This is a genomic window from Candidatus Chloroploca mongolica (genome assembly GCF_004762035.2).
Taxonomy (GTDB): Bacteria; Chloroflexota; Chloroflexia; order Chloroflexales; family Chloroflexaceae; genus Chloroploca; species Chloroploca mongolica.
Window position 1 is genome coordinate 93415 of sequence record NZ_SIJK02000016.1, and the last position, 22972, is coordinate 116386.

Annotated in this window: 11 protein-coding genes and 1 pseudogene; 7 read left to right on the forward strand and 5 right to left on the reverse strand. The window is 58.1% G+C overall.

From position 1 onward, the window contains the following. Positions 1-80: 80 nt before the first annotated feature. The 3 genes from EYB53_RS10855 to EYB53_RS10865 form a co-directional block, all read right to left on the reverse strand. Positions 81-1409 (reverse strand): restriction endonuclease subunit S, encoded by a 1329-nt coding sequence (locus tag EYB53_RS10855; RefSeq protein WP_135478208.1) that lies wholly within the window; start codon positions 1407-1409, stop codon positions 81-83. Further along, positions 1406-1648 carry a DUF433 domain-containing protein gene (locus EYB53_RS10860; protein WP_135478209.1) on the reverse strand — a complete coding sequence of 81 codons (243 nt, stop codon included), beginning with the start codon at positions 1646-1648 and terminating at the stop codon, positions 1406-1408. The genes EYB53_RS10855 and EYB53_RS10860 overlap by 4 nt, the downstream gene beginning before the upstream one ends. A 496-nt stretch (positions 1649-2144) precedes the next feature. Next, a complete protein-coding gene (locus EYB53_RS10865) occupies positions 2145-3788 on the reverse strand; it encodes a type I restriction-modification system subunit M (protein WP_205712578.1) in 1644 nt (547 codons plus the stop codon). A 449-nt stretch (positions 3789-4237) separates the two neighbouring features. Here EYB53_RS10865 and EYB53_RS25580 point away from each other — a divergent pair, with 449 nt between their 5' ends. Beyond that, complete coding sequence (locus EYB53_RS25580) at positions 4238-5116, forward strand: hypothetical protein (protein ID WP_254151021.1); 879 nt, start codon at positions 4238-4240, stop codon at positions 5114-5116. Between the two features lie 3504 nt (positions 5117-8620). Further along, a pseudogene (locus EYB53_RS26605) lies at positions 8621-9163 on the forward strand (sigma-70 family RNA polymerase sigma factor); the annotation flags it as partial. 108 nt (positions 9164-9271) lie between these two features. On the opposite strand, the gene EYB53_RS26610 reads toward EYB53_RS26605, so the two are convergent. After that, entirely contained in the window at positions 9272-10645 is a 1374-nt protein-coding gene (locus EYB53_RS26610) for a transposase (protein ID WP_097651647.1), read from the reverse strand. A gap of 80 nt (positions 10646-10725) precedes the next feature. Here EYB53_RS26610 and EYB53_RS10890 point away from each other — a divergent pair, with 80 nt between their 5' ends. The 5 genes from EYB53_RS10890 to EYB53_RS10910 all read left to right on the forward strand — a co-directional run bounded on the left by EYB53_RS10890 (position 10726) and on the right by EYB53_RS10910 (position 21577). Then, positions 10726-10998, forward strand: coding sequence for a sigma-70 family RNA polymerase sigma factor (locus EYB53_RS10890; protein ID WP_371879100.1), 273 nt, complete (start codon positions 10726-10728; stop codon positions 10996-10998). Positions 10999-11016: 18 nt separating this feature from the next. Continuing rightward, positions 11017-15996, forward strand: coding sequence for a DEAD/DEAH box helicase family protein (locus EYB53_RS10895; RefSeq protein ID WP_135478213.1), 4980 nt, complete (start codon positions 11017-11019; stop codon positions 15994-15996). A 32-nt stretch (positions 15997-16028) separates the two neighbouring features. Beyond that, positions 16029-17081 carry a winged helix-turn-helix domain-containing protein gene (locus EYB53_RS10900; RefSeq protein WP_167857348.1) on the forward strand — a complete coding sequence of 351 codons (1053 nt, stop codon included), beginning with the start codon at positions 16029-16031 and terminating at the stop codon, positions 17079-17081. A gap of 547 nt (positions 17082-17628) precedes the next feature. Then, positions 17629-17787: a hypothetical protein gene (locus EYB53_RS10905; protein WP_167857349.1), complete on the forward strand. Its 159-nt coding sequence runs from the start codon at positions 17629-17631 to the stop codon at positions 17785-17787. A 199-nt stretch (positions 17788-17986) separates the two neighbouring features. Beyond that, a complete protein-coding gene (locus tag EYB53_RS10910; protein ID WP_167857350.1) occupies positions 17987-21577 on the forward strand; it encodes a GAF domain-containing protein in 3591 nt (1196 codons plus the stop codon). Between the two features lie 916 nt (positions 21578-22493). On the opposite strand, the gene EYB53_RS10915 is transcribed toward EYB53_RS10910, so the two are convergent. Next, a partial coding sequence (locus EYB53_RS10915; RefSeq protein WP_205712631.1) for a hypothetical protein occupies positions 22494-22972 on the reverse strand: 479 nt, incomplete at its 5' end.

The window sequence follows — 22972 nt, forward strand, 5'->3', positions numbered from 1 at the left end:
GTACCAGAACAACCGCGTGACGATCGCATCCTTTCGTCACCCCTATTGTACCAACTCGCCACGCCCTGCGCTCGCCCGCGTTATGGCTCGACCAGGGCTCCTGGCGATACCACCCGCACCCTTCCCGTCATCAACTCCTCCAGCAGCGCCCGGAACAACTCCTCGTGCAGCGCCGCTTCCTGCTCCAGCGCCGCGATCACCGCATCGCAGGCTTGCAGCGCTTCCGCGATCTCGCGCTGCTCGGCGAGGGGGGGAAGCAGTAAAGGCAATTCGAACAGGATTTGCGTATTCAGATTTGGCATAATACTGCCAACGGAGTTGTTTTTCAAGTATTTCTGAGAAAGCTCAGTACCTATTGACACAGATAAGAAAAAGTTGTCTACGGCAAGATTCTTCACCCTGATTAGTAAGCACCCTGTACCACAGAACCAGCCGACGTACTTGTCACCCACAAAGGAGTAACGGCTAAAATCTCCTCGCCTACTTATCAGAATGTCACCTTTTTGCAAGTAGTGCTTCGAGAGCGTATTAGCTAAACTTTTATCTATGAAAGGAAGTTCGCTTTCATCAATGTAGTTAAATCGTAAATGTGTTGGATTTACAACAGGAATACCGCTTGGCTGATAATCCGAAGCATGGAGTTGGCTTCCAAATGGGCCAGTTTGTATAAAACCTTCGCCAAGTACATCGCGTAATCGATATATCTCCCACCCCTGCGGCACCTCGCCGATCTCGGTGAGCTCCGTCGGCTCGCCGCGCGTACCCCTGGTAAACAGCGCCTGCATCAATGCAGCCTTGCGCTCGCGCACCAACTCGATGGTGCGCCGCCGGGCCTGCACCGCCGCCTGCGCCGCCCGCAGCGCTGCGGCGATGGCGCGCTGCTCAGCGAGGGGGGGGAGGGAAATTGGAAGCTGTGCGATCTTGTCCTTATTAAGAGTATTACCCTTAACAGCTCTATCTTGGTGGTCGCTATAATCAAGCTGTGACAGATAGAACATTAGATAATCGCGATCAATATTCTCACTCAATTCAAATGAGACAATGGCTTCATTATGAAAAGCCTCAATGCCAAGTACAGAAGTCCTTCCAATAGTCAACTTAAAACTCATAAGCAACGTGCCAGGTTGAATCAACTTTCCTCGGAATACTTGTTTATTAGCCTCCTCTGAAACTCGCTCTTTTGTGTTTGTTATAATCATAAGTTCTCTCATGTCGGCGATGCTCACCCAATTGTAGATGCCTTCAGACCAATACCTTACCTCATTTCTTGCAGGAGTACGTCCGATATTGAATTTGGCGATTTTTTCTAGTGATACCACCCGCCACCCATTGGGCAAATTCTCTGTGCTTTGCGCTTCGCCATTTTGCGCTTCAGCCACATCTTGCAACAGCACTGGTTCAGTAGTCATTTGGATAGTACTTTCGGATCAACTTGCCGGGCGGCATACTGGAAACAAGCGATCAGATCCTCGTGCTCGAGATCGGGCAAGTCGGCGATTACTTCGTCTACGGATAAGCCCGCCGCAAAGAGATCGAGCACATCGGCCACCCGAATCCGCATGCCCCGAACGCAGGGGCGCCCGCCGCATTGGTCGGGGTTGGTTGTGATGCGATCCAGTGGGTTGGTATTGTTATCTGAGTTGTACACAGGATTTCCGGCTTAGGGCTAATGGTTTTTAAGAATTATATCAGGTAGTGCCGACTTCAGTCGGCTTCCGGCTCAGCCGACTGAAGTCGGCACTACAGCTTCCGGCTCAGCCGACTGAAGTCGGCACTACAGCTTCCGGCTCAGCCGACTGAAGTCGGCACTCCGCACCTAGGCGCAATACTGTTCAAAGAAGCTCACGCGAAGGCGCGAAGGGATGCTCACCTACGTGAAAAACGTTGCGCCTTTGCGCCTTTGCGTCAAAACAACCACCCGCTTTGCGCCTTTGCGCCTTTGCGTCAAAACAACCGCCCTCTTTGCGCCTTTGCGCCTCTGCGTTAAACAACCGGCCTTCTTTCGCGATCTTTAACGCAGAGCCGCAGAGCCGGGGAGGCGCGGAGTTTCCATGTTCCCCTTTGCGCCTCTGCGCCTTTGCGCCTTTGCGTCAAAACAACCGCCCGCTTTGCTTCGCTTGCTTTACATTTTGCGCTTTACCGCTTTACCGCTTCAGCGCTTCCATCACCCGTGCCAACTCTGCATCGGCCCGTTCGCGCTCGGTGCGGGCTGCGGCGATGTCGGCGAGAATGGCGTCGAGCGGGCGGTGCTGTGCGCGGTCGGTCACGGTGACGAACTGCGAGGGGCTGAGGTTGTAATCGGCGGTGCGAGCTTGCTCCAGCGTGATCACCCGACTCAACTTGGCGCGGCTCTCCCAGGCGCGGTAGACCTCGGCCACCGCCGCGATGCCCTGCTCGGTCAGTTCGTTCTTGGGCTTGCGCTTGACGAAGTAGGCAGAGGCGTTGACCAGCAGGATCTGGCCCTTGCGTGTCGCTGGTTTGCCCCGGTGTAGCAGCAGGATGACCCCCGGTGCGCTGGTATTATAGAAGAGGTTCTCGGGTAGCAGCACCACGCCGTCGATGACATCCTGCTCGACCAGGGCGGCGCGGATGGTCTTTTCTTTGTTCGACGACTTGCTGCCCGAGCCACGCGAAACCGCGCCGGTGTCGAGCACAATTGCCGCCCGCCCGGTCTCCTTGAGGCACGCCAGGATATGCTGCACCCAGGCCCAGTCGGCACTGCTGCCCGGCGGCTGTCCAGCCCCAAAGCGGCCCCAGGCATCGGCGTCATAGAACGCCTCATCGTAGTTGTCCTGGTTCCACATCGGATTCGCGACGACATAGTCGAAGCGTTGCAGCCCCGCCCCGGCGCTCGCAAAACGCGGCGTAGTGAACGTATCGCCAATCGCGATCTCCGAGTCGGTATAGTCATGCAGGAACATATTCATCTTCGCCATCGCGTAGGTAGTTGGATTCAGTTCCTGGCCAAAGAGGCGCGGAGCCTGGCTACGCTGCGCCGGGTGCTTCTCCTCGAAGCGCAGACGCGGCTTGAGCAACAGCCCACCAGAGCCACACGTCGGATCGTGGATCTCGGTATAGGGCTGCGGATCGAGCAGATCGGCCATCAGAAAGCCAACCTCTTTGGGCGTATAGAACTCGCCCGCGCTCTGACCCTGACCCTCGGCAAACTTGCGCAGCAGATACTCATAGGCCCGCCCCAACACATCGGGCTCGGTATGCTGGAGGCCCAGGCGATGGCGACTGATCACCTCGATCAGCGCAGCGAGGCGGTCATCATCAAGCGTGCGCTGACCGCTCTGACGCTCATTAAAGTCTTTGACATCGAGCACACCCTGGAGATCGGGGTTCAACCGAGCCGTCTCGCGCATCGCCGTGGTAGCAAACTCACCGAGCGTCCCATCAGCACCATGGTTACGAATGCGGCTCCACTGATACGCCGTTGGCACAAAGAAGCGCACAATCGGCTTACGGCCCGTGCGCAACGCATCAGCGTGATCCTGCTCGATCACCGTGCGGGCAACATCCTCGCCCCCGAACGTCGCCGCATGCTTTGCCACTTCATCGTCAAAGACATCGGAAAGCCGCTTGAAAAAGACCAGCGGCAGAATGAAATCTTTGAACTTCGGGGCATCGGTTGCACCGCGGATCGCACATGCGGCATCCCAGAGCCAGGTCTCCAACGCGCTGATAGTCAACTGCTGACCATTCGAGGGCACCTGATCGAACCCACTGGCCGCAGGGAGATCATTGGAGGGCAACGACGATTTTTTGGAGCGTCCACGCGACACGGTGATCATCCTTCGCCCAATCCAGGCACTATGGGGAGCCCACAGCGACGGGCCAGAGCCGCAACGTACCGTGGGAGAGCGGTTGTTGACGGCTAGTATACCCATGTTGACGCAAAGACGCAACGCTGCCCATACCGATCCGTATTGACGCAAAGGCGCAAAGGCGCAAAGATAGGAAATACCTCTGCGCCTTTGCGCCTTTGCGTCAAACAACCAGTCTTTTTTGCGGCGAAGTGCCCCTGTAACGATCCCGATGGTGTTGGCGAAAACAGAGCCATCAATGCGTATGTGTGACACTCGTTGTCACATAGTCGTGCCATACTCAGAAGAGGAGCAATCTGAGGTGGTTTCATAGATGCACTTCTCAGCCCCTGTGTCAGGATCCGGTGTCATCTCCCTATGGCGCGAGTCTTCTCATCGCAGCAGCGCCCCAGCCCAAGGAGGTTCTTATGCGTCGCTCATCACCGCTTGAGTTCATCGTGGTCTTGCTGGCCCTCGGATTGTTGATCGCGCTCAGCATGTTTGTCGGCTTTCAGCTAGGTCAACGGACGGCGGGCGGAACGAACGTGATCACCCTGCAAGCTGCCCAGGCTTCGACAAGTGCGCCCGTGTCTGTCATACGCATGGAGGCACGCCAAGCACCAGCCGAACCAACGAATTCACCCGTACCCACGAGCACCCCTGCGCCCACGAGCACCCCCGCGCCCACCAGCACCCCCGCGCCCACCAGCACCCCCGCGCCTACCAGCACCCCTGCACCCACCAGCACCCCTGCACCCACCAGCACGCCGACCAGCATCCCGACCCCCATCCCACCGGAAGTCTTCACCGGGACAGGTTCGCGGGTCTTGGCGCTTACCGTGCCTATGATCTCACGCATCTATCTCGGCCATGAAGGACGGAGCAACTTTGCCGTACTGGCCTATGACGAACAGGATGAGCGCGAACTGCTCGTGAATGAGATCGGATATTACGCAGGCCATCGCTATCTTCCGGCTGGTACCTACGATCTCGAGATCAATGCCGATGGGCCGTGGCTCATCCGGGTGACACCGCTCGCCTGGGACGAAGCGGCCCGGAATGCGCTTGAAGGGCAGGGCGATGACATCCGTGGTTGGTTCACGCCCGCCGTATCGCGACAAACCTATCACTTTACACACCAGGGTGGCAGCAACTTCGCCGTCTTTCTCCGCTGCGATACAGACGACGATCTGCTGGTCAATGCCATTGGCAACGTTGACAGTGAGCACATGGTCGTCTTTGGCCGGGCCTCGCGATGTTTTTGGGACATCACAGCCGATGGAGCCTGGACCATCACGCCGCGATGAAGCGGGCGACCCAGCGAGCCTGCGCTTGCGACGGACACCGTTTACCGCAGCGGGCGGACGAGGTCGGCCTATGACGGGTGAGGATCAGGTTCGTGTGACAGGATCCCGCCGAGCGCCCACCCACCGCGCCATCCATGCTGCGCTGTGGCTGAAATCGGCAACAAAAGCCCATGCCTGGCAGCGCAAGCAGCGGACTCGCGGGAGATGATGGACAAATCATGCGTTGTGCCTCCGTTAACGATCCAAATCCAGTAGGCTTTGTGCTTAATTGGTAATACACAACTGCTACTCTAGTTAGAGCACTGTTTTCACTACGTTCTTGATGTGTACCTCTCTGACGAGAAAGCCTAGATTATGCCAACGGTGATGCAAACTCCTATCAGGACGCTGACTGCGCTTGAGCGTCAGTTTCGTTCACAGATCCAAACCGTTAGCTTGATCGGCGAGTTGCCACTCACCCCAGAGTTACTCGACGAATTGGGCGCTGCGCTGGCTGGCCTGATCCAACGCTATGACGTTACCCAGGCCTCGCGGATCATCCGCACCCGCTACCCGCACTGTCTGGCCGTGTTCCTGGTACTCCAGGGGGTCTTTCACTACGATCAGGGCAGCTACTGGCCCTCGGTTCACGAACGGCTCTTCGCAACAGGTACGCGATCCGGGCCGCTTGAAGCTGAGTGGGGTCAGTTTTTTCTGGAATTTCTGGCCCAGCAGGGTCTGGCTAACTTTGCTACGCTGGAGCGTTCGCTCCGTTACGTCACCCCGATTTTGCTTCACGGTGGCATTCCGCAGTACTGCCTCAATGACTACTTTCAATTGATCTTTGTCCGGTTTGATGATCTGCTGCACGAGGCACGCGTACCGCTCGATGCTGCCACCCTCGAAACCTTGGCAGCGGTGGCAGCGCATTCGGCAACTGATCGCCCGGTCGCCCGGTTGATCCGCTATGGTGGCGACTATGCCCGCGATCTGTTGGCGCGCACCCTTGCGTTGGCCCAGTTGACCAATGACCGGCAGCAGTTGCCCGATCCGATAGAGGTTGGCCTCCCGCAGCGCGTGCTTGATCAGTATGCTGTCTGGCACGCAACGCGTCGACAGCGCTCCGACAAGCGCGATCCTGCCTGGCGACCCCGGCGTCCCGAGCTCTGGTTTGACCCCTGGGGAGAAGGACTCTCCTTTGAACTGCCCGCCCAGCAATTGCCCCACGGTGAGCGTCCGCAATCAGCCTGGCAGATAGACTATCAGCAGCGGGTGGTACGCTATCCGGTGGGGGCACGCTTTACGGCCTCGCGCTGGGAGACGAGTCCCGAGCGGGTGACGCTTCCACCTGAGCCGAAGGGCTACACGGTGCGCTTCACCGACGGGCGTGAACTGGATTACACATGGTCATTCCCTGGCTTTGATCCACACCATCCGCTTCTGGCCTTTGAGCCGGAAAGTGGCACACTCTTGCGTACCCCTGCTGGTCTCCCTGCGCGTGAGCTCTGGCTGCTCTGCGCGGTGGATGCCCCGCTTACAGTTGTAGGCGGGCGGCAGGTAGCCGCGTTGCCACTGCTTAGCGGACCCTGGCAGGGCTTCCGGGTGGAGCATTGGGATTTGCGGCAGGCTCGCTCACTCCAGGTGGGGACGCAACGGGTAGCAATTTTGCCCGGTGAGCAGACCCAGCGTCCATACCTCACCGGCCTCCCACCGCTTGACCTAGGTGAGGCCCATCCTGACCTTCCGCTCTCCGTTGGCGGGCTCTCGCATCTCAGCATTCCGCGAACCTCTCGCCGTACGCTCAAGCAGGAACTCGCGGGTTGGCGTGTGAGCATCATGGCGGCAGGCCAGGCATGGTTTACTGCAGTACCGTTGGATGAGGCCCCCGTGCAACCATTCGTTGGCGTGAACCCTGAACAGATCGTCATCAATCTGGGGGCACTGGTGCAAGCGCGAGGCTTCAATTTTGGTTTGCTCGAAATCAGTGTGCGTGGCCCACTCGGACGCGATAATCGGTTCAAGCTTGGTCTGGTGCCAGAACTCGCGGTGGAGGGCCATATGAATCTAGCCCCCTCTAGCAAAAGGGGCCTAAGCGCCGAGCGCCGGAGTACGCTGCGCACCAGTACCGAGTTGGATATAGCCTGTAGTGACCCATCGGTGCGTATCATCGCCGAGGCACCCGGGGTCTTTACGCTGATCAGTTCTGAGGGCCGCACGATGCTCCCACTGATCCTCCAACGCATGGATATGGATCAGTTGATCCGTCTACCCTTGAACCTCCCCACGCCCCAGTTGACCTGGACGCTCAACGATGGGGCTCATATCTGGCAGCAGGGTAGCCTCACCTGCCCGCTCGCCTGGATCGAGCAGACTGACGATCCGCGCCTGATGCTCCAACTGACCCCGGCTATGGACATAGCCGATCTACCTCGTCCGCAACTCTGGTTGCACGACGAAACGGGGCACGCGTTGCAAACGCTCGCAGCTCAGGGCAACGCGAGTCACGGCTGGAGTTTTCGTCTCCGCGATGCGTTGGATACCCTCCGCGCCTCGCGATCCGCTCATCTGACGGCCTCCGTTGTCCTGGAAGCGGCTACACCTATGCCATGGGCACCAACGGGGCGCGTGGTCTGCCCGGCTCTCCAGATTTCTCAGGCGCTCGATCTCGGCAAGATCGAGGCCACAGTGACCACCGACGCCAAAGAGTGGCATGTGCACGTCTGCTGGCAACGAGGCCGTCCCTTGCGCAACCGGGTGATGCGCCTCTGGCCGCTTTGGCAGCCCTGGGAGGCCCCGTTGACCCAGCGGATCCCTGATACGGCTGAGCACAACTACGCGTGGAGCATCGACCGTGACGATGTCCCACCGGGGCGTTATCGGCTGCAACTTGCGATCGAGACAGGCTGGAGCATGAGCACACCGATCCGCCCCGGCCCCGAGGCGGATGCGACGCTTGACCTGATGTTGGGCAGTGGCGTGCCTACGCCGACGTCGGCCCGTAGCGCCCTCAGTGCGCTGCTTGGCGGGGCCGAAGGGCCAGATCTACGGGCCGCGCAGGGCATCCTTACGCACGAGGAACTCCCCAAGGGCAGCGATCTGATCCAGACCCTCGCTATCTTGAGTGAAAACGAGGCTACCTATACAGCCCTGCTGGCAGGCACCTGGCCCGGACGCCTGATCCTCCGCGAGGTGACGCGGCAACGGCAAGGTCTCTTGCCACTGGGGTACCTCGCGTGCCACGAGACACTCAATGAACCAAGCCGTGAACGGGTAGCGGCCCTGATCGTGGCCTGGCAACCCAGTCTAGTCCACCTGCTGCAAGCGCTTGAGCAGAGTGGCAGCATCACGCTTGACGCCTTGCAGCAGCAGACCGATACGACTGAAGACGACCTGAAGCTGGTCGGACTGCTCCAGCAACTGGGTGTACAGATCATTGACGAACGCCTTATGCAAGCCGAAACAGGGCAGGTTCGCGATCCCAACTGGCTCACGGCGCTCCCACATGGGCTCCTGCAAGACAGCGTGATGCTCTACTTGCGTGAGATCGGGCAATTCAAACTCCTGACCTATGCCGAGGAGCAAGCCCTGGCCCACAGGATCATCGCCGGGGTGGAAGCTGAGGAGCATATACGTGATGGGAATACGGATCTACGCACCCGGATTGAGTTACAACGCACCATTGAGCTTGCCCACGAGGCTCGCAACTGCCTTGCGCTCAGCAACCTGCGGCTGGTTGTGAGTATTGCGCGGCGTTACCAAAACCGCGGTCTGGAGATCCTTGATCTGATTCAGGAGGGCAATCTTGGCCTCCTCCGAGCGATTGAAAAGTTCGATCCCCAGCTTGGCTACAAATTTTCGACCTACGCGACGTGGTGGGTCAAACAGGCGATTTCACGTGCGCTGGCCGACCAGAGTCGGCTTATTCGCTTGCCCGTTCACCTGGGCGACACCCTCAACCGCATCCAGATCGTTCGTCGCCAACTGACCCAATCCTTGGGGCGTGAGCCGACGGCTTCAGAATTAGCAAACTTCCTCAAGATCAGTGAAGATAAGCTGGGCAAACTACGCCGCATCATGCAACCGCCCGTCTCTTTGGCAATGCCGGTTGGTGAAGAGGACGGGAGTACGCTGGCCTATAGGCGCGAACTTACCGTGATGATACGACACGATTCCGCATTAGGACGCCTCATGGCTGACATGCATACCGGGAAACGACGCCAACCACGTGCGGATCTGCGTTTCCTGCTGGATACGCTCGCGCGGACTATTGCAGAGGAAGCGGATCAGCCGGGGCAAGCATGCCCGCACGCGCTCACGGGTCCAGGTTCCCAGGACTTCTTGACGCATCAATTCCAGGCTCAATTGGCAGACCCGCCAACTACTGACGGGCCATTGGCCATCGCCCGCCAGCGCCTCACGCAAGCTTGCGGCCAACCGTTCTTGCAGCACCCATGCGATCAAGAGCGCGCGCACGGTCGCTTCGGCCATGTCCCGTCGCTTGCAGCGCAGGGGGCGCACCCGCAGCAATTGCTTCAGCCGCTTAAACACCAGTTCCACTTGCCACCGGGCGCGATACAAGCGGGTGACGGCCTCGGCGGGCCATGCCTGTGCCTCCAAGGTCGTCAGCAACAGCAGCCATCCCGCCAACAGCTTGGTACTCGCCGCGGGCGTGCGCTTGCGGCCCTTGGCCCGCCGCTCCTTCTGCTTCTGAGCGCGTTTCGCCGCCTCGGGGGGCAGCGGTGCGGCGACTACCCGCACCGCAATGCGTTCGCCATTGACCCGCACCCACCCCTCCCAGGTGCGGGTCGCCGGACCGGGGGTGCGCAACCAGGCGATGGCGTCCCACGGCATGCCGGCATCATCTTCCAACGGGCAGGTACGGGGATGAAAGCGCAACACCCCATCGGCCTTCGCCGCATGCAGCAGGTTGATGCTCCGCCGATAGCCGTAGCCGCTATCGGCCACGATGATGTCGCCCTCAGCCAAGACGAAGTGGCCCAAATGTTCGCCCTGGGAGCGATCGGTCACCACGACACTGCCCAATTGACCGGCCGTGAAGTCATACTCCCAATGGACGCGCCAGGCATCGCCGCGCCCACCAACCTCACCCAAGCGGGTGGCATCAATGAGGCGCACGCGGCGTGTGGTCGGCAGAGGCTGCACCGGGCTGACCATCAGCAACGCACTGAGCAGCCAGTCCAGCCACACGGAACTGCGGGCCATGCGTTTGCGCCACGCCGCTTCGGACATGTCCGCCACGTCGCTCAAGACCCCCCACGTGCCCAGGGCGCGTACCGAGTAGTCGCTGAGCGCCATCACCAGCAAGGCGCGCAAGAGGTGCAGCGCCGACGGGAGGCAGCGGGCCCGCACAAAGGCCTTGAGCGTGCGGGCCTGCGCCGACAGTTCGGCGGGCAACTGAGGCACGATTTCCTGCGCCCACGCGTCATCCGTGATGGCGGGCAGTTGTGCGGAAGGCGTAGTCGCGGTATCCTGGGAACGAACCGACATAGGGAACCTCCTGGGTAGGGTGGTTATGTTGATACCTACCATAACAGAAAGTTTCCCGTGTCGGTTTGCTCATTTGTTCGATTTCAGCTTAAGTTCGCGCTTATAGTACGCTGGCCGACTTAATCCCGGATGGCAAGGCCTTCGAGGTCGATGATGCCGCTACGGGAAAGATGCTTCGCGACGAGCTTATCAAAGCCTTTGAGCATATCACGGAACGTGAGCGGGACGTCCTTGAGTTACGTTATGGCTTCAACGACGGACAAGTTCGAACCCTTGAGGAGGTTGGCAAGGTCTTTGATGTCACTCGGGAGCGCATACGCCAGATCGAAGTCAAAGCGTTGCGAAAGCTCCGGCATCCGCACGCCGGCAAGGCACTCAGAAGCTATCTGGATTAACAGAAAAAGGTAGGCGCCATGCAACTGCTCCACCCGCTTCATACAACGGATCATCTTCGCGCAACGTACCTGCGCTATCTCAAGACGATCTATCCCTTTCGTGACCCGCAGTTGCGGTCGGCCTTTGCTCAGGCGCTTGATACACCAGAACGCCTGGTGAAAGGCCCCTTGATTGAAGCCGCACCGCCCTTCCAGCAGGGACGCACGCTGGAACAACTGGTTGCTGATGGGGTACTACACGCTGGGTTTGGTACGCTCTGCTCTCCTCCCGCCTTGCCCTGGGATCGTCCGCTCCATCTGCATCAGGAGCAAGCGGTGCTACATGCCGTGCAGCATGAACGCAACGTGATTGTGGCGACTGGCACCGGCTCCGGCAAAACAGAGAGCTTCCTCATCCCGATTCTCGATCACCTGTTGCGTGAGCAGGCCTCCGGGACGTTGGCCGAACCGGGGGTGCGGGCGTTACTGCTCTACCCAATGAACGCGCTCGCCAACGACCAACTGAAACGCCTGCGGCGCATCCTGGCGAACTTTCCGGCGATCACCTTTGGGCGCTATACGGGAGAGACCGAGGAGCGGCGTGATCGGGCTGAAGATCGTTTCTACGATCAGTTTCCGGGTGAGACGCTGCACCCGAATGAACTCATTGACCGTGAGCATTTGCGGGAAAAGCCCCCGCACCTGTTGCTTACCAACTACGCGATGCTCGAGTATCTGCTGCTGCGGCCCGAGGACTGTTCATTCTTTGATGGCGCTACCGGGCAGCACTGGCGTTTCATCGTGCTCGACGAAGCGCATATCTACGATGGGGCCAATGGCATTGAAATTGCGATGCTGTTACGGCGGCTCAAGGAACGGGTGGTTGGGGGCGCTACCGGCCACGTACGTTGCATAGCCACCAGTGCCACCCTGGGACGTGGGCGGCCCGACTTTCCAGCAGCGGTGCAGTACGCCGCGAATCTGTTTGGCGAGCCATTTACCTGGGATCCTGATAAGCATGGGCACCAGGATGTGATCGAGGCCTCGCGGGTGCCAGTGAGCGAGCTTGGATCCATCTGGGGCGAGCCTGAGCCGAGTTGCTACGAGGCGCTTCGTCAGGCGGTTAATGCAGCTCAGGTTTGCACTGATCTGATCACGGCGCTCGATCAGCTTGAGCATGCGACGACAGGCTACCTAGCGCATACGCAGCAGCGGGAGGCCCGTCAGATGGCCCAGCAGCGTTGGCAGCAAGCGCTTGTCAACGAGCTTCCGTTAACGGTACCGCAGGGGCTGGCCCAGAGCATTGATGCCTGGTGCTATGCGATCCTGCGTGGTGATGGCCGCCTGCACCGCTTGCGTGAATTGCTCGCGCAACAACCGCTGCTGCTTGCTACAGCGGCGGAACAGCTCTTCCCTACCATACCTAGCGCGACGGAGATACTCGTTGCTTTGATCGATCTGGCGGTGCGGGCACGGCCTGATCCCGAGAGTCTGGCCCTTTTGCCAGCTCGCTACCACGTCTTTGCGCGTTCGCTCGAAGGTGCCTTTGCCTGTTTCAACCACCAGGAACATGCGGATGGCAAGCCACATATCTTGCTCAGTCGCCACGAAAGCTGTCCGGAGTGTGCCGCCCGCGTCGTTGAGTTGGCGAGTTGCTCCCGCTGTGGTGCGACCTACCTCGTGGGGCGCGAACAACCTGGGCCAACAGGAGCGCGGACGTTTGATCAACTTACGGCGAGCGATGCCCTCTTCGAAGGCAACAAGGCCTATTTCTTGCTCAGTTCGGAGGCTGCGGACGATGATGAAGATGAGCGTGCTGCGGTCGGTGATGATCTCGATGAGCAGCCCGGCGAGGTCGGGCACGTATGCGGTTGTCTGCGCTGCGGGACCCTGACGGCGGGCACGCAACCCGGTTGCAGCTGCGGCTCCCAGGCGTTGCCCATCGCACTTAGCGAGGTACCGTTGAACGATGCCGGCGAACCCAAGGCATGCATCGAGTGTGGCGCACGCACGGGGAATACGCTCATCTACCGTTTCCTCACTGGACAAGATGCGCCCGTCAGCGTCCTCGCCACGGCGCTCTACCAGCACCTGCCCCCTGCCCGTGATGAACAAGCCCAGGCGTTGCCGGGTGAGGGGCGCAAGCTGCTCATCTTCTCGGATAGTCGCCAGGATGCCGCCTTCTTCGCCCCCTACCTCGAACGCACCTACAGCCATGTGCTGCAACGACGCTTACTCTTGAAGACCCTGCAGGAGCATCGTGATGGCCCAGCCGGGCTCTTGCGCCTCCAGGACGTGATCATCCCACTGCGCAAGCAGGCCGAAGCAGCTCAGGTCTTTCGCCAGCACCAGAGTAGCATCGAACGCCGTAGCATTGTCGCAACCTGGCTGCAGCAGGAGTTCATGGCCACCGACCGTCGTATGAGCCTCGAAGGGCTCGGCTTGCTCGCTATTCGTCTGGTGCAGCCCGCACAGTGGCGGGCACCTCAGGCGCTGTTAGAAGCACCCTGGAACCTCAGCAGCGATGAGAGTTGGATCCTGCTGGCCCTGCTGCTTGATACGCTCCGTCAGCAGGGCGTGCTCACCATTCACGAAGATGTTGACATCACGTCCGAGCATTTTGCCCCTCGCAACTATGAACTCGCTGTGCGCGGCCATGGCTCGAGCGGACGTCAACGCGTCCTGAGTTGGGTTCCTGTGCGTGGTCGTAACAAACGCCTCGACTTGCTTGATCGACTGCTCGGCCAGCTTCAACCAGCGATGGATACCGCCACCCGTGATGGAATCGCACGTGCGACTCTCAGCGGAATCTGGACGCACCTGACCGAGCCGCGCTCCTGCTGGCAAGCCCACCTTGTTGCCAAGCGCGACAAAGTTGCCGGGATCATCTACCAGTTGAGCCACGAATTTTGGGAGTATGTCCCAGCACCTGGAGCAAGCTTCGCCCGTTGCCCGACCTGTGGCAGTGTAACCGCCTTGAACCTCCGCGGTCTCTGCCCCACGCATCGCTGTGCGGGAACCCTGATACCCCTCACCGAGGACGATGTCTCCCTGGCCCACAATCACTATCGCACCCTGTATCAAAGCATGGAGCCCATTCCCCTATCCGCTGAAGAGCATACGGCGCAGTGGATCAGCGAAGAGGCGGGGAAGATCCAGGAGCGCTTCATCAATGGGGCGATCAACGTCCTGAGTTGCTCAACCACCTTTGAACTAGGCGTGGATGTCGGCGATCTCCAGACCGTGTTGATGCGCAACGTCCCACCAACGACGGCCAACTACGTGCAGCGCGCTGGCCGGGCCGGGCGGCGCACGGACACGGCGGCCTTCGTCGTAACCTATGCGCAGCGGCGCTCGCACGACCTGACTCATTATAGCGAACCGGTGCGCATTGTCGCGGGGCGGGTCAACCCACCACGCATTACCCTGAGCAACCCCAAAATCGCACGCCGTCATATGCAAGCCGTGCTCATCGCCGCCTTCTTCCGTGAGATGCACCAGACGCACGGCCGGATCTTTAAGCAGGTAGGCGACTTCTTTCAGCCCGATGACGGACAGACCTCGGGCAGTGACCTGTTACGCACGTTTGCTGAAACCCACCCTCAGGCAGTGCAAGCAAGCCTGAGGCGAATTGTCCCCAGCACAGTGCAGGCAGAACTTGGCGTGGAAACGTGGGCTTGGTTACGCACTGACGATGGCGATGGTCTGCTCGACCTGGTGGATCTGGTCACGGTGGAACTCGTCGAGGAACTGGAGCGCTACCAAGTGCTCGAGCAAGAGGCTGCAGCGGCGCAAAAGTACAACCTGAGCAAGCACTACTTGCACGTACGCAACACGATTCGCTGGCGCTCCCTGCTCGGCTTCCTTGGCTCACGCAACATTCTCCCCAAGTATGGCTTCCCAACCGATCTGGTCGAATTGAAGACCAACCACCTCAGCATTCCCGAGGCCAGCAAGGTCGAACTCCAGCGTGACCTCCGCATTGCCATTGCCGAATACGCCCCCGGTGCCGAACTCGTCGCGGCGAAGCGCGTCTGGGTGGGGGCCGGGCTCTACAAACAGCCGCAGAAGGAGTGGCGTAGCTTCAATTACGCCATCTGCGCACAGTGTGGTCGATTCCATCTTGGCACTGGCAATCAGGCAAACTTGACCACATGTGCGGCCTGTGGACAGCAACTCCAGACATCATCCCGTTTCCATGGCACCTTCATCAAACCAGAGTTTGGCTTTGTTGCTGCTGATAAGCCAAAGGCGTCTGGCGAGAGCCGTCCGCGACGGAGTTACGCCTCGCGGGTCTACTTCGCAGAGTATGCCCCTGGCTCCAACGGGGTGAGGAGCGAGACTGAGCTGACGATCGTGCCCGAACTATCTGGGCCACATGGCATAGTGCAACAACGTTACTCACGCTTTGGCCGTCTCGTGCTGGTCAATGCCGGGCCACAGGGACGCGGCTTCCAGATCTGCCAGAGTTGCGGCTACGCCCAGCCTGCTCCGGAGGCACCCCCAGTAGGGAAGCGCACCCGCAGCAAAGCGAAACAGCCAACCCACAGCCACCTGCTGAAAGGCCACGAGTGCTCCGGCATGCTTCAAACCTATCACCTTGGTCATGATTTCCTCACCGATGTGGTTGAGTTACGCTTCTTAGGTACACGGGCAGCCCCCAATCATGACGTACTCTGGCGGTCGCTCGTCTACGCGCTCCTCGAAGGAGCGGCGCAGGGCCTTGGTATCCGGCGTGACGATCTTGATGGCACGCTCTACCGGTATACCGCAGGCGCAGCCCCAGCACTGATCCTCTACGATAATGTCCCTGGCGGCGCGGGACATGTCCAATACATCGCGCAGGAACTTCCCCTCGTGCTTGCGAGCGCCTTCCAGCGTGTTCAGCACGCCTGTTGCGGCCCTGAGACGAGTTGTTACGAGTGTCTGCGCAACTTCCGTAACCAGCCGTACCACGATCTGCTTCAGCGCGGGGTCGTGCGTGACTTCCTTGCTGAGGTGATAGAACATCGTTCATGAGGGAGGCCGTTTCCAAACATGAGGTGAAGGCCATGAAATCTCTTGATGCAGTCTACCAAGTACTTCGCGAAGCTGGTGAGCCACTCCACGTCGAAGAAATCACCCGTCGCGTGTTGACGCAAGGTCTCTGGAGTACCACAGGGCGTACCCCTGAGTACACTATCAATACGAATCTTCTCAACGACATCAAACAACATCGGCAACGCTCTCGCTTTCGTCATTTGGGTCATCGCACCTATGCGTTGCAGGTTGTCGCAAACAGCCCAGAAGGATCTCATCGCATGAAACCCCAGGAACCAACCCCGGCTCACCAAGAGGATATCGCTGATCTGCCCAGGCATAGGGCTCCTGCCGAACAACCTCGCCGAGAGGTGACGGCACATCTTTCGAGTGACTACGGTGTGGTTGAGTCACGGGTTCGGCAGATCTTGACCGACCTCGAACAAGTTCGCGAAGCACTGCTGGCGCTCTCCGATGACATCTGGCTGAATATTGACCACAACGATCTCCAGGCCTTAGAGGAAGGGGTAGCTTTTAAGCGCACCTATAACGAGCGTATGGCGGAATTTAATCTACATGCCTCTGAACTTTCGTCGCTCATTCAGCAGTTTACCCATGTGCTGGTTGAAACGCCGATGCCTGCCGAGAAAGGCCGAAATGATGCGGCTGAGAACGAGCGTATCATCCGCGAGCTTGATCGGGAGACACCCCACGCGCTGGATGAGCAGTTCAGCTACAAACGACCCTATGGCTTCGTGCTGCAAGGGCACGCTTATAAAGACATCGTCACCTGGCAGAGTGTGTATAAATTGGTTTGTCTCCTGTTAGCCAAACTTGATCCCGAACACTTTCGTCAACTCCCTGATACCGAAACCTTTATCACACGACGTGGCAACCGCGACTTCTCGCGCAACCCCAAAGAACTCCGGATGCCCCTGGCACTTGTGCATGGTATCTATGCAGAGTCAAATTACTCGGCCAATGAGATCGCCAAACGCATTGGCCGGTTGCTTGACACATTTGGAATTGAACGACACGAGTTTGTGATTTATTTGCGTCAGGATCGGGATGCGGGATTGGAGTAAGCCAACAACCGCATTGGGGGCGCTCCGACATATCAACGGGCCCCCGAGAGAAATGGAACGGAATCTAACGCACGGGCGCGGTTTCGATGATCAGCCCTGATCGTCCCCAACATCCCGACCGCACCGCAGGCCACGCAATCGGATCGTCGCGCCGCCCTGTGCCACCCGACGATCCGACCACGCCCCCCTGCGCCCGCTGCCCTTCCCCGCAGCGACGCACGGGTGTGCGGGCTGGGGGCGGGCGAGGTGGTAAAATAGGTCGTGAGAAGGGCAGCTTTGGACACCTAGACCGTTTCTTCCGGTATCACGGATAACAACGGCGAATTGAGTGACATCTCTACCTTCACCGATCTTCGCGGCATTTCCAATCTGAGTTCGGAGCAATGATAGCACAGGCCAGCGTTTTTCAGGCATCCCGAGCATAGAAGCCTTCGAAGATCGGGTTCGCCAGCGGTATCCGACTTGCGGAAGAGCTAGGGCTAAACTGAAAATGGGGGAACGTGGTTCCCCCATTTTCAGCGTAGCCCTGGCGGAAAAGCCAAGGTACTTGACACATTCCGAACTGCGCTATATCCTCGACCCGCACAATGTGTATGAGCCAGACTTCCCTGGTGCGACGTTCCGGGTGCTAAAGGAGAAAGAGACGAAGCTCTACGGCGAGTACTGCACGCGACAGTTGGTGCTGGAGGTGTGGGATGAGGGATGAGTGCGGAAGGGCAAAGACATTGTGGCCTTTGTGCCTCTAAGTCATACGGTACACCGTGCGCATTCGCGCATTCGTAGTCTATTCGTGGTCGGCAGCACATGCATCGAAGGACAACAACCACAAAGACACGCAGGACACAAAGATGCCTTCCAATTGCCCGACCTTTGTACCCTTTGTGCCTTTAAGGAGAAGATCGGGAATGCAACCTCAAGAGACTGCGACATCAAAACCCGAGAAGGGACAGCTTTCGGGAATTCTATTCATCGACCGCTCTGGTACCGACGAAACCTACCGCGATATTCATCAACAGGCGCTTCAACAGTTGCGCGCTAATGCAAACTTTTCTGTGAGAGAGGTAGATTCATTCGGCAAGGCAGAAGGAATCCTCCGCGACGAAAATGATCAGCCTTTCAGCATTGTTGTGCTCTGGCTTAGCGCTGATCGGCAGCAAGAGTGGCATCAGATCTTCCTTCTTTTGGAAAACGTCGAACATGAGATACGGGTGATCGTCGTCTTTGGCTTTGACGGTGACACACAGGAGCCCGCCCGCGAGGTCATGTTGCGTGACGCCTACGCCTTCGCCTGCCCCTTCAACCCTACCGTACTCAGTGCGTATATCGAAGCTGGTGATCTCTTTGTGCAGAGCACCCGGCAGCTCAGCATCATTGAGAGCCGGCTCTGGACTGAAACAAAAGAGGTTCAAGACATCGTCGACATCACGCTAGCAGAGCTTCGCACCAACTCTTTCATCGGATACTCTCGGGCAACGATCGACTTGATCGACCCTCATGATAACAAGCGCTACTCACTGAAGCGAGATAACTACTCAAGGCAGAATCGGGAAATGAAGTATGACCTCAACGAAGATATGCTTATTCAGCGCGTCTGCGATGAAGGTGTGGTGATAATAAGTGACCTCAAGCGCCTCCGCGAGCAACCTGAACAATTGCGCGAGATTGGATGGGAAGACACAAGCTCAACTAGTGATATCTGCTCGTGGATTGGCATGGTTTTGGAGCATAAAGGCGAGCCAATTGGCTTGATCACTCTTGATCATCTGACTCCAGGACACTATGGTCGCTATGGTGATCGGGTCGTCCGCTATCTGGACATCTTTCGAAGAATCGTTGGTGAAGCACTCACCGGTTTCTTTGAACAGCGTAACGCTCGTATCTTGACCGAGGCGATTGCTGCTGTTAGCCAGGAGCTTGAAGGATGTGAAGTGCTTCGCCGCATGTTAAAGGTCATTTGTGATGGCATTAGCCAAAAGAACTGCAACTGCACCTTTTTCCGTGTTGAGTCATCAATCGAAAATGACGAGACGTACTTACGCGCCTGGGTTCGAGCTAATGACATCCCACACTCACCCGAGCCTAAAGAGACAGAGGGTCGCATCTTCAAGCGTGGTGAGGCTTTGGCAGGCAACGTTCTTGCGGATGGAAAGAGTCGCATTGTAGGTCATGCGCTGGAACATGCTGAATTTCGCGCCACGCCGTACCTGTCCGGGGTGGATCTGTCGATGTTGCTAGTTCCCATGTATATTGGAGCGCCAGACTCTGAATACTACCAGATTATTGGTGTAATCAGCGCCTATGTCCCAAATCAGACGGATGCGTTTACCCCATACGACCGTGATCTCGTCGAGTCTATCACGCGCCAAGTCGCTTTAACAATCCAGCGTACTCTCGTGTTGGAAAACATTGCCGTCGTCAGTGCTGAAATCAATCGAATGTTGCGCGGTGGAGACATAGAAACCATTCTGCGTAACATCTGCGAGCATACACTGCGGGCAACCACAGCAACCGAAGCGGTTATTCATCGCCTGCAGCCTGCAAACCTTGATGCACCCAATGATCACAAAGTTCTTATCAAAGATTACTGGTACCCTAGAGGCGGGTTTCGTGAAGAGCCCCGCCTAGACGGCACTGGGGCAACTGATGCTGTGTTACGCAGTGATAAGCAGCTGACTCGGTTTTCAGTAGTCCATGAAAAAGATGACCGGCTCGCGACAGACTTAGTCAAGCGCGGTGTGAAGCATGTGCTCGGGGTTCGCCTAGAGATAGATGAGGGGAAGGACAAAGAATTCATCGGGGTACTGTTTCTGCATAAGTATGCGCGGGAACCCTTCACTGCTGTAGAAGAGTTGGCCGTGAGCTTATTTGCAAATGAAGCCGCAAATGCTATTCACACACTCGAGATTTTCTCAGGTCTGAAGATCTGGTCGCGGGGAAACGAGAAGCTAATTAAGGCAATTCGCAGTATCATCCGAACACGCAACCGAGCCGAGATCTTGCACAATATCGTTCTGCAGGCTCACGACCTTGTAAAGGCCAGCTTTAGCTATATTACATTACGCAACGAGCACGGAACCTTCGAGTTTCAGGCCGCCTGGCCGGAGTGGGTTGACTCCGAATTGCGAGAGAAGATTGGATATTTCGATTATGTTGAAGGAAGCCCGAAGCGTGAGCGACGCAAGGGGATAACGGCGCTCGCGGCTCGGGACAAACGATCCTATCTAATCGAAGATATCAAGCGTGAACTTAAGAACGCTAACACCGAAGTCAGCCGTGAATACATCGACTTTGGTTTGGATAGCGGCTGCGAGTTAGCTGTTCCAATCATTGCTGGCGACGAAGTGCTTGGGGTGATCAACCTTGAGCATAAAGAGGCCCACGCCCTAACCAGAGTGCATCAGGAAGTCATTGAACTGTTTGCAGAACAGGCTGCGAGCGCTTTGCAGAAGGCTAAAGATTATGAGGAAAATCAGCTGCTCAACGAACGCTTGGCCCGACTGCTTAGCACGCTTCAAGAGATCACGCACTCTAGATCTGACGCAATTCTAGCTCAATTTCTCGCCTTGACTCCTGAAGCAGTGGGGGCTGAAGCGATGATCTGGATGCCGATCACGAATCTGCCCAATTCAAGAGCCCCTCAACAGGAGCAAATTACTCCCAACGATCTAGACAAATCAAAGCTCCAGTTCAAAAAAGATGAGATTGTCACCAACTCGCACTACTACTATAGCCAGATCCCGCGTCTGACTGAGGTCGATTCAATCTCCGAACAAGTCTTCAAGAATCACAAAAGCGAGTGGATGTGCAGTTCCGCTCAAGAACAACCAGCGAATGGGGCTAACGGGTCAATTCTGCCTCCGTTCATTGGCGAGAGGGGCGTGCATACCGCGCTCTGTCTGCCGCTTTTGGTCCAACAGGAGTGCATAGGCGTTGTTTGGTTGGACTTCGGCAAAAAGCCGCCGCGAGTCCCGCTTAACACCGAACTGATCGCGATCTTGCAGATTTATGTCAATCAGGTTGCTTTGGCTTACACCAATGCAAGAAACACGAGACTGCTTCGCGAAAGCGTCCAACAGGCGCACACCGGCATTACCAACGAGATGAACAATCATTATGGAGAGGTACGCTTACAATCCCTAGCATACTTCATCGTTGCACTCCTGTCATCGGTGGTGGGCGCTGGCCTCGTACTTTATGGTGGCTGGCAGTTTTTCGCTAATGCGGGAACCGATGCTCAGTGGGCCGGATTGCTTACGGCTGTCGTTGGAGTTATTACTGAGGCCGTAGGAATTTTTGTATACGCGCAGGCTAAAGCGGCCCATGAGCGTATGGATCGCTATCACCAAGAGCTTTATCGGCTACGTCAATTTGACATTCTCCTCCTGGCTGCCGAGCAACTTCAGTCTGATGTCGAGATCGAAGCCAAACGTGCGATCATTGGCGGGGCACTGACCCACTGGCTGGCCTACACCCCTCCGGAGCATAACGAGTCGTAACGTGAAGCACTGCACCGCGCGAGGATGGCTCGCTCTTCACGTCCGCAGACGCTGTGCACATTCGCACATTCTTGGTCGGCAGCACCTGTGGCGAAGGCCAGCAACCACAGAGACACCGAAGCACGGAGTCCGAACACCTACTATCCTCAGTGTCTCTGTGGTGAAACGCCGTACCTCGGTGCCTCTGTGGTGCAAAACATAAGGATCTATCTAGGGGTATGGCAACGATTCGTGCGACATCGCGCCATTTGCGAGATTTCGCCCGTTCTGATGCGACATAGCTCTATGGCCACGCCCAGTTCTGGATGCTAGAGAAGGCACCTTCTCTGGTAAAGCGGGTGATCCTGATGGTCTTCACATGATGGAGCGAGCGATTGTCTTCACCCGAAACCATTGCATGCACTCCAGGGCACGGAAGTTGGAATTGGGCCAAATAGACCCTGACCCGCGCTTCGTGTCACCAGCCGCATGAAGCTGTACCGTCGCACAAGGTGGACAGCGTGAACCCTCGGATGTCATCCAGCATGGTCGTACTGTGACCAGGTGGCAGTGACGAGCACAGCTCATTGCATCGATAGACCGCGTCCCCTTGTGATTCAGATGCAGCACCGACCACGCATCGTGTACCAAGATCGGACGAAAAACTTGTGCCGGAAAGCCCCAGGCTGAAGCCAAACCCGTAAAACCACGTTCGATTGAGGATGAAAGACGTTCACGTTGTCCCTTCATGGGGCTGGTGACACGAACCTCGGATCAAGGCAGCGCCCGTACATACCTCCCTGACAACCGAACATACCCCCTGACAACCGAACACCCCCGCCGTCCACCGCGCCAAGCAGCGCGGTGAGCAGCGGGGGTGCGTGGACACCAGGGAACGATCACGGCAGGGTCGCGCCCCCGCCCACACAGTGCGTGCTCAGCGCCGCCCAGGGCGGCGCGTGGCCGCCGCCCGTTGGAGCACCCGCCCCAACGCCTGCGGCAACGTGCGCAGCCGCGCCACCGCGAGCGTGTCCGCGGCGCCAAAGATGCCCTCCAGCCGTTCCAGATGTTCCTGCGGGCCGACATACACGCCCACCACGAGCGTGCCCTGGCGCCGCACCGTCGCGACCGTCGCGGCGACCATGGTCGGCGGTTCGTCCGTGGGCACCCCATCGTGCAGATACAGGATCAGGCGGGTCGCTTCGGGTCGCCCCATCAGCATGGCCTGCGCCGCCTGTAGCGACGCACTGGCACGCTCCGCCGTACTGTCGCCATACAACCCGGCGATCAGGGCTTTCGGGCCTTCCGCCTGCGCCGGCGTTGTCCACGTGCGCAGCCAGGTGACCGGCTGATGCGGGCGATTGAACGGCCGTCCCCGTTCGTCCGGGCGCAGGTCATGCACGCGCTCGCCCAGAT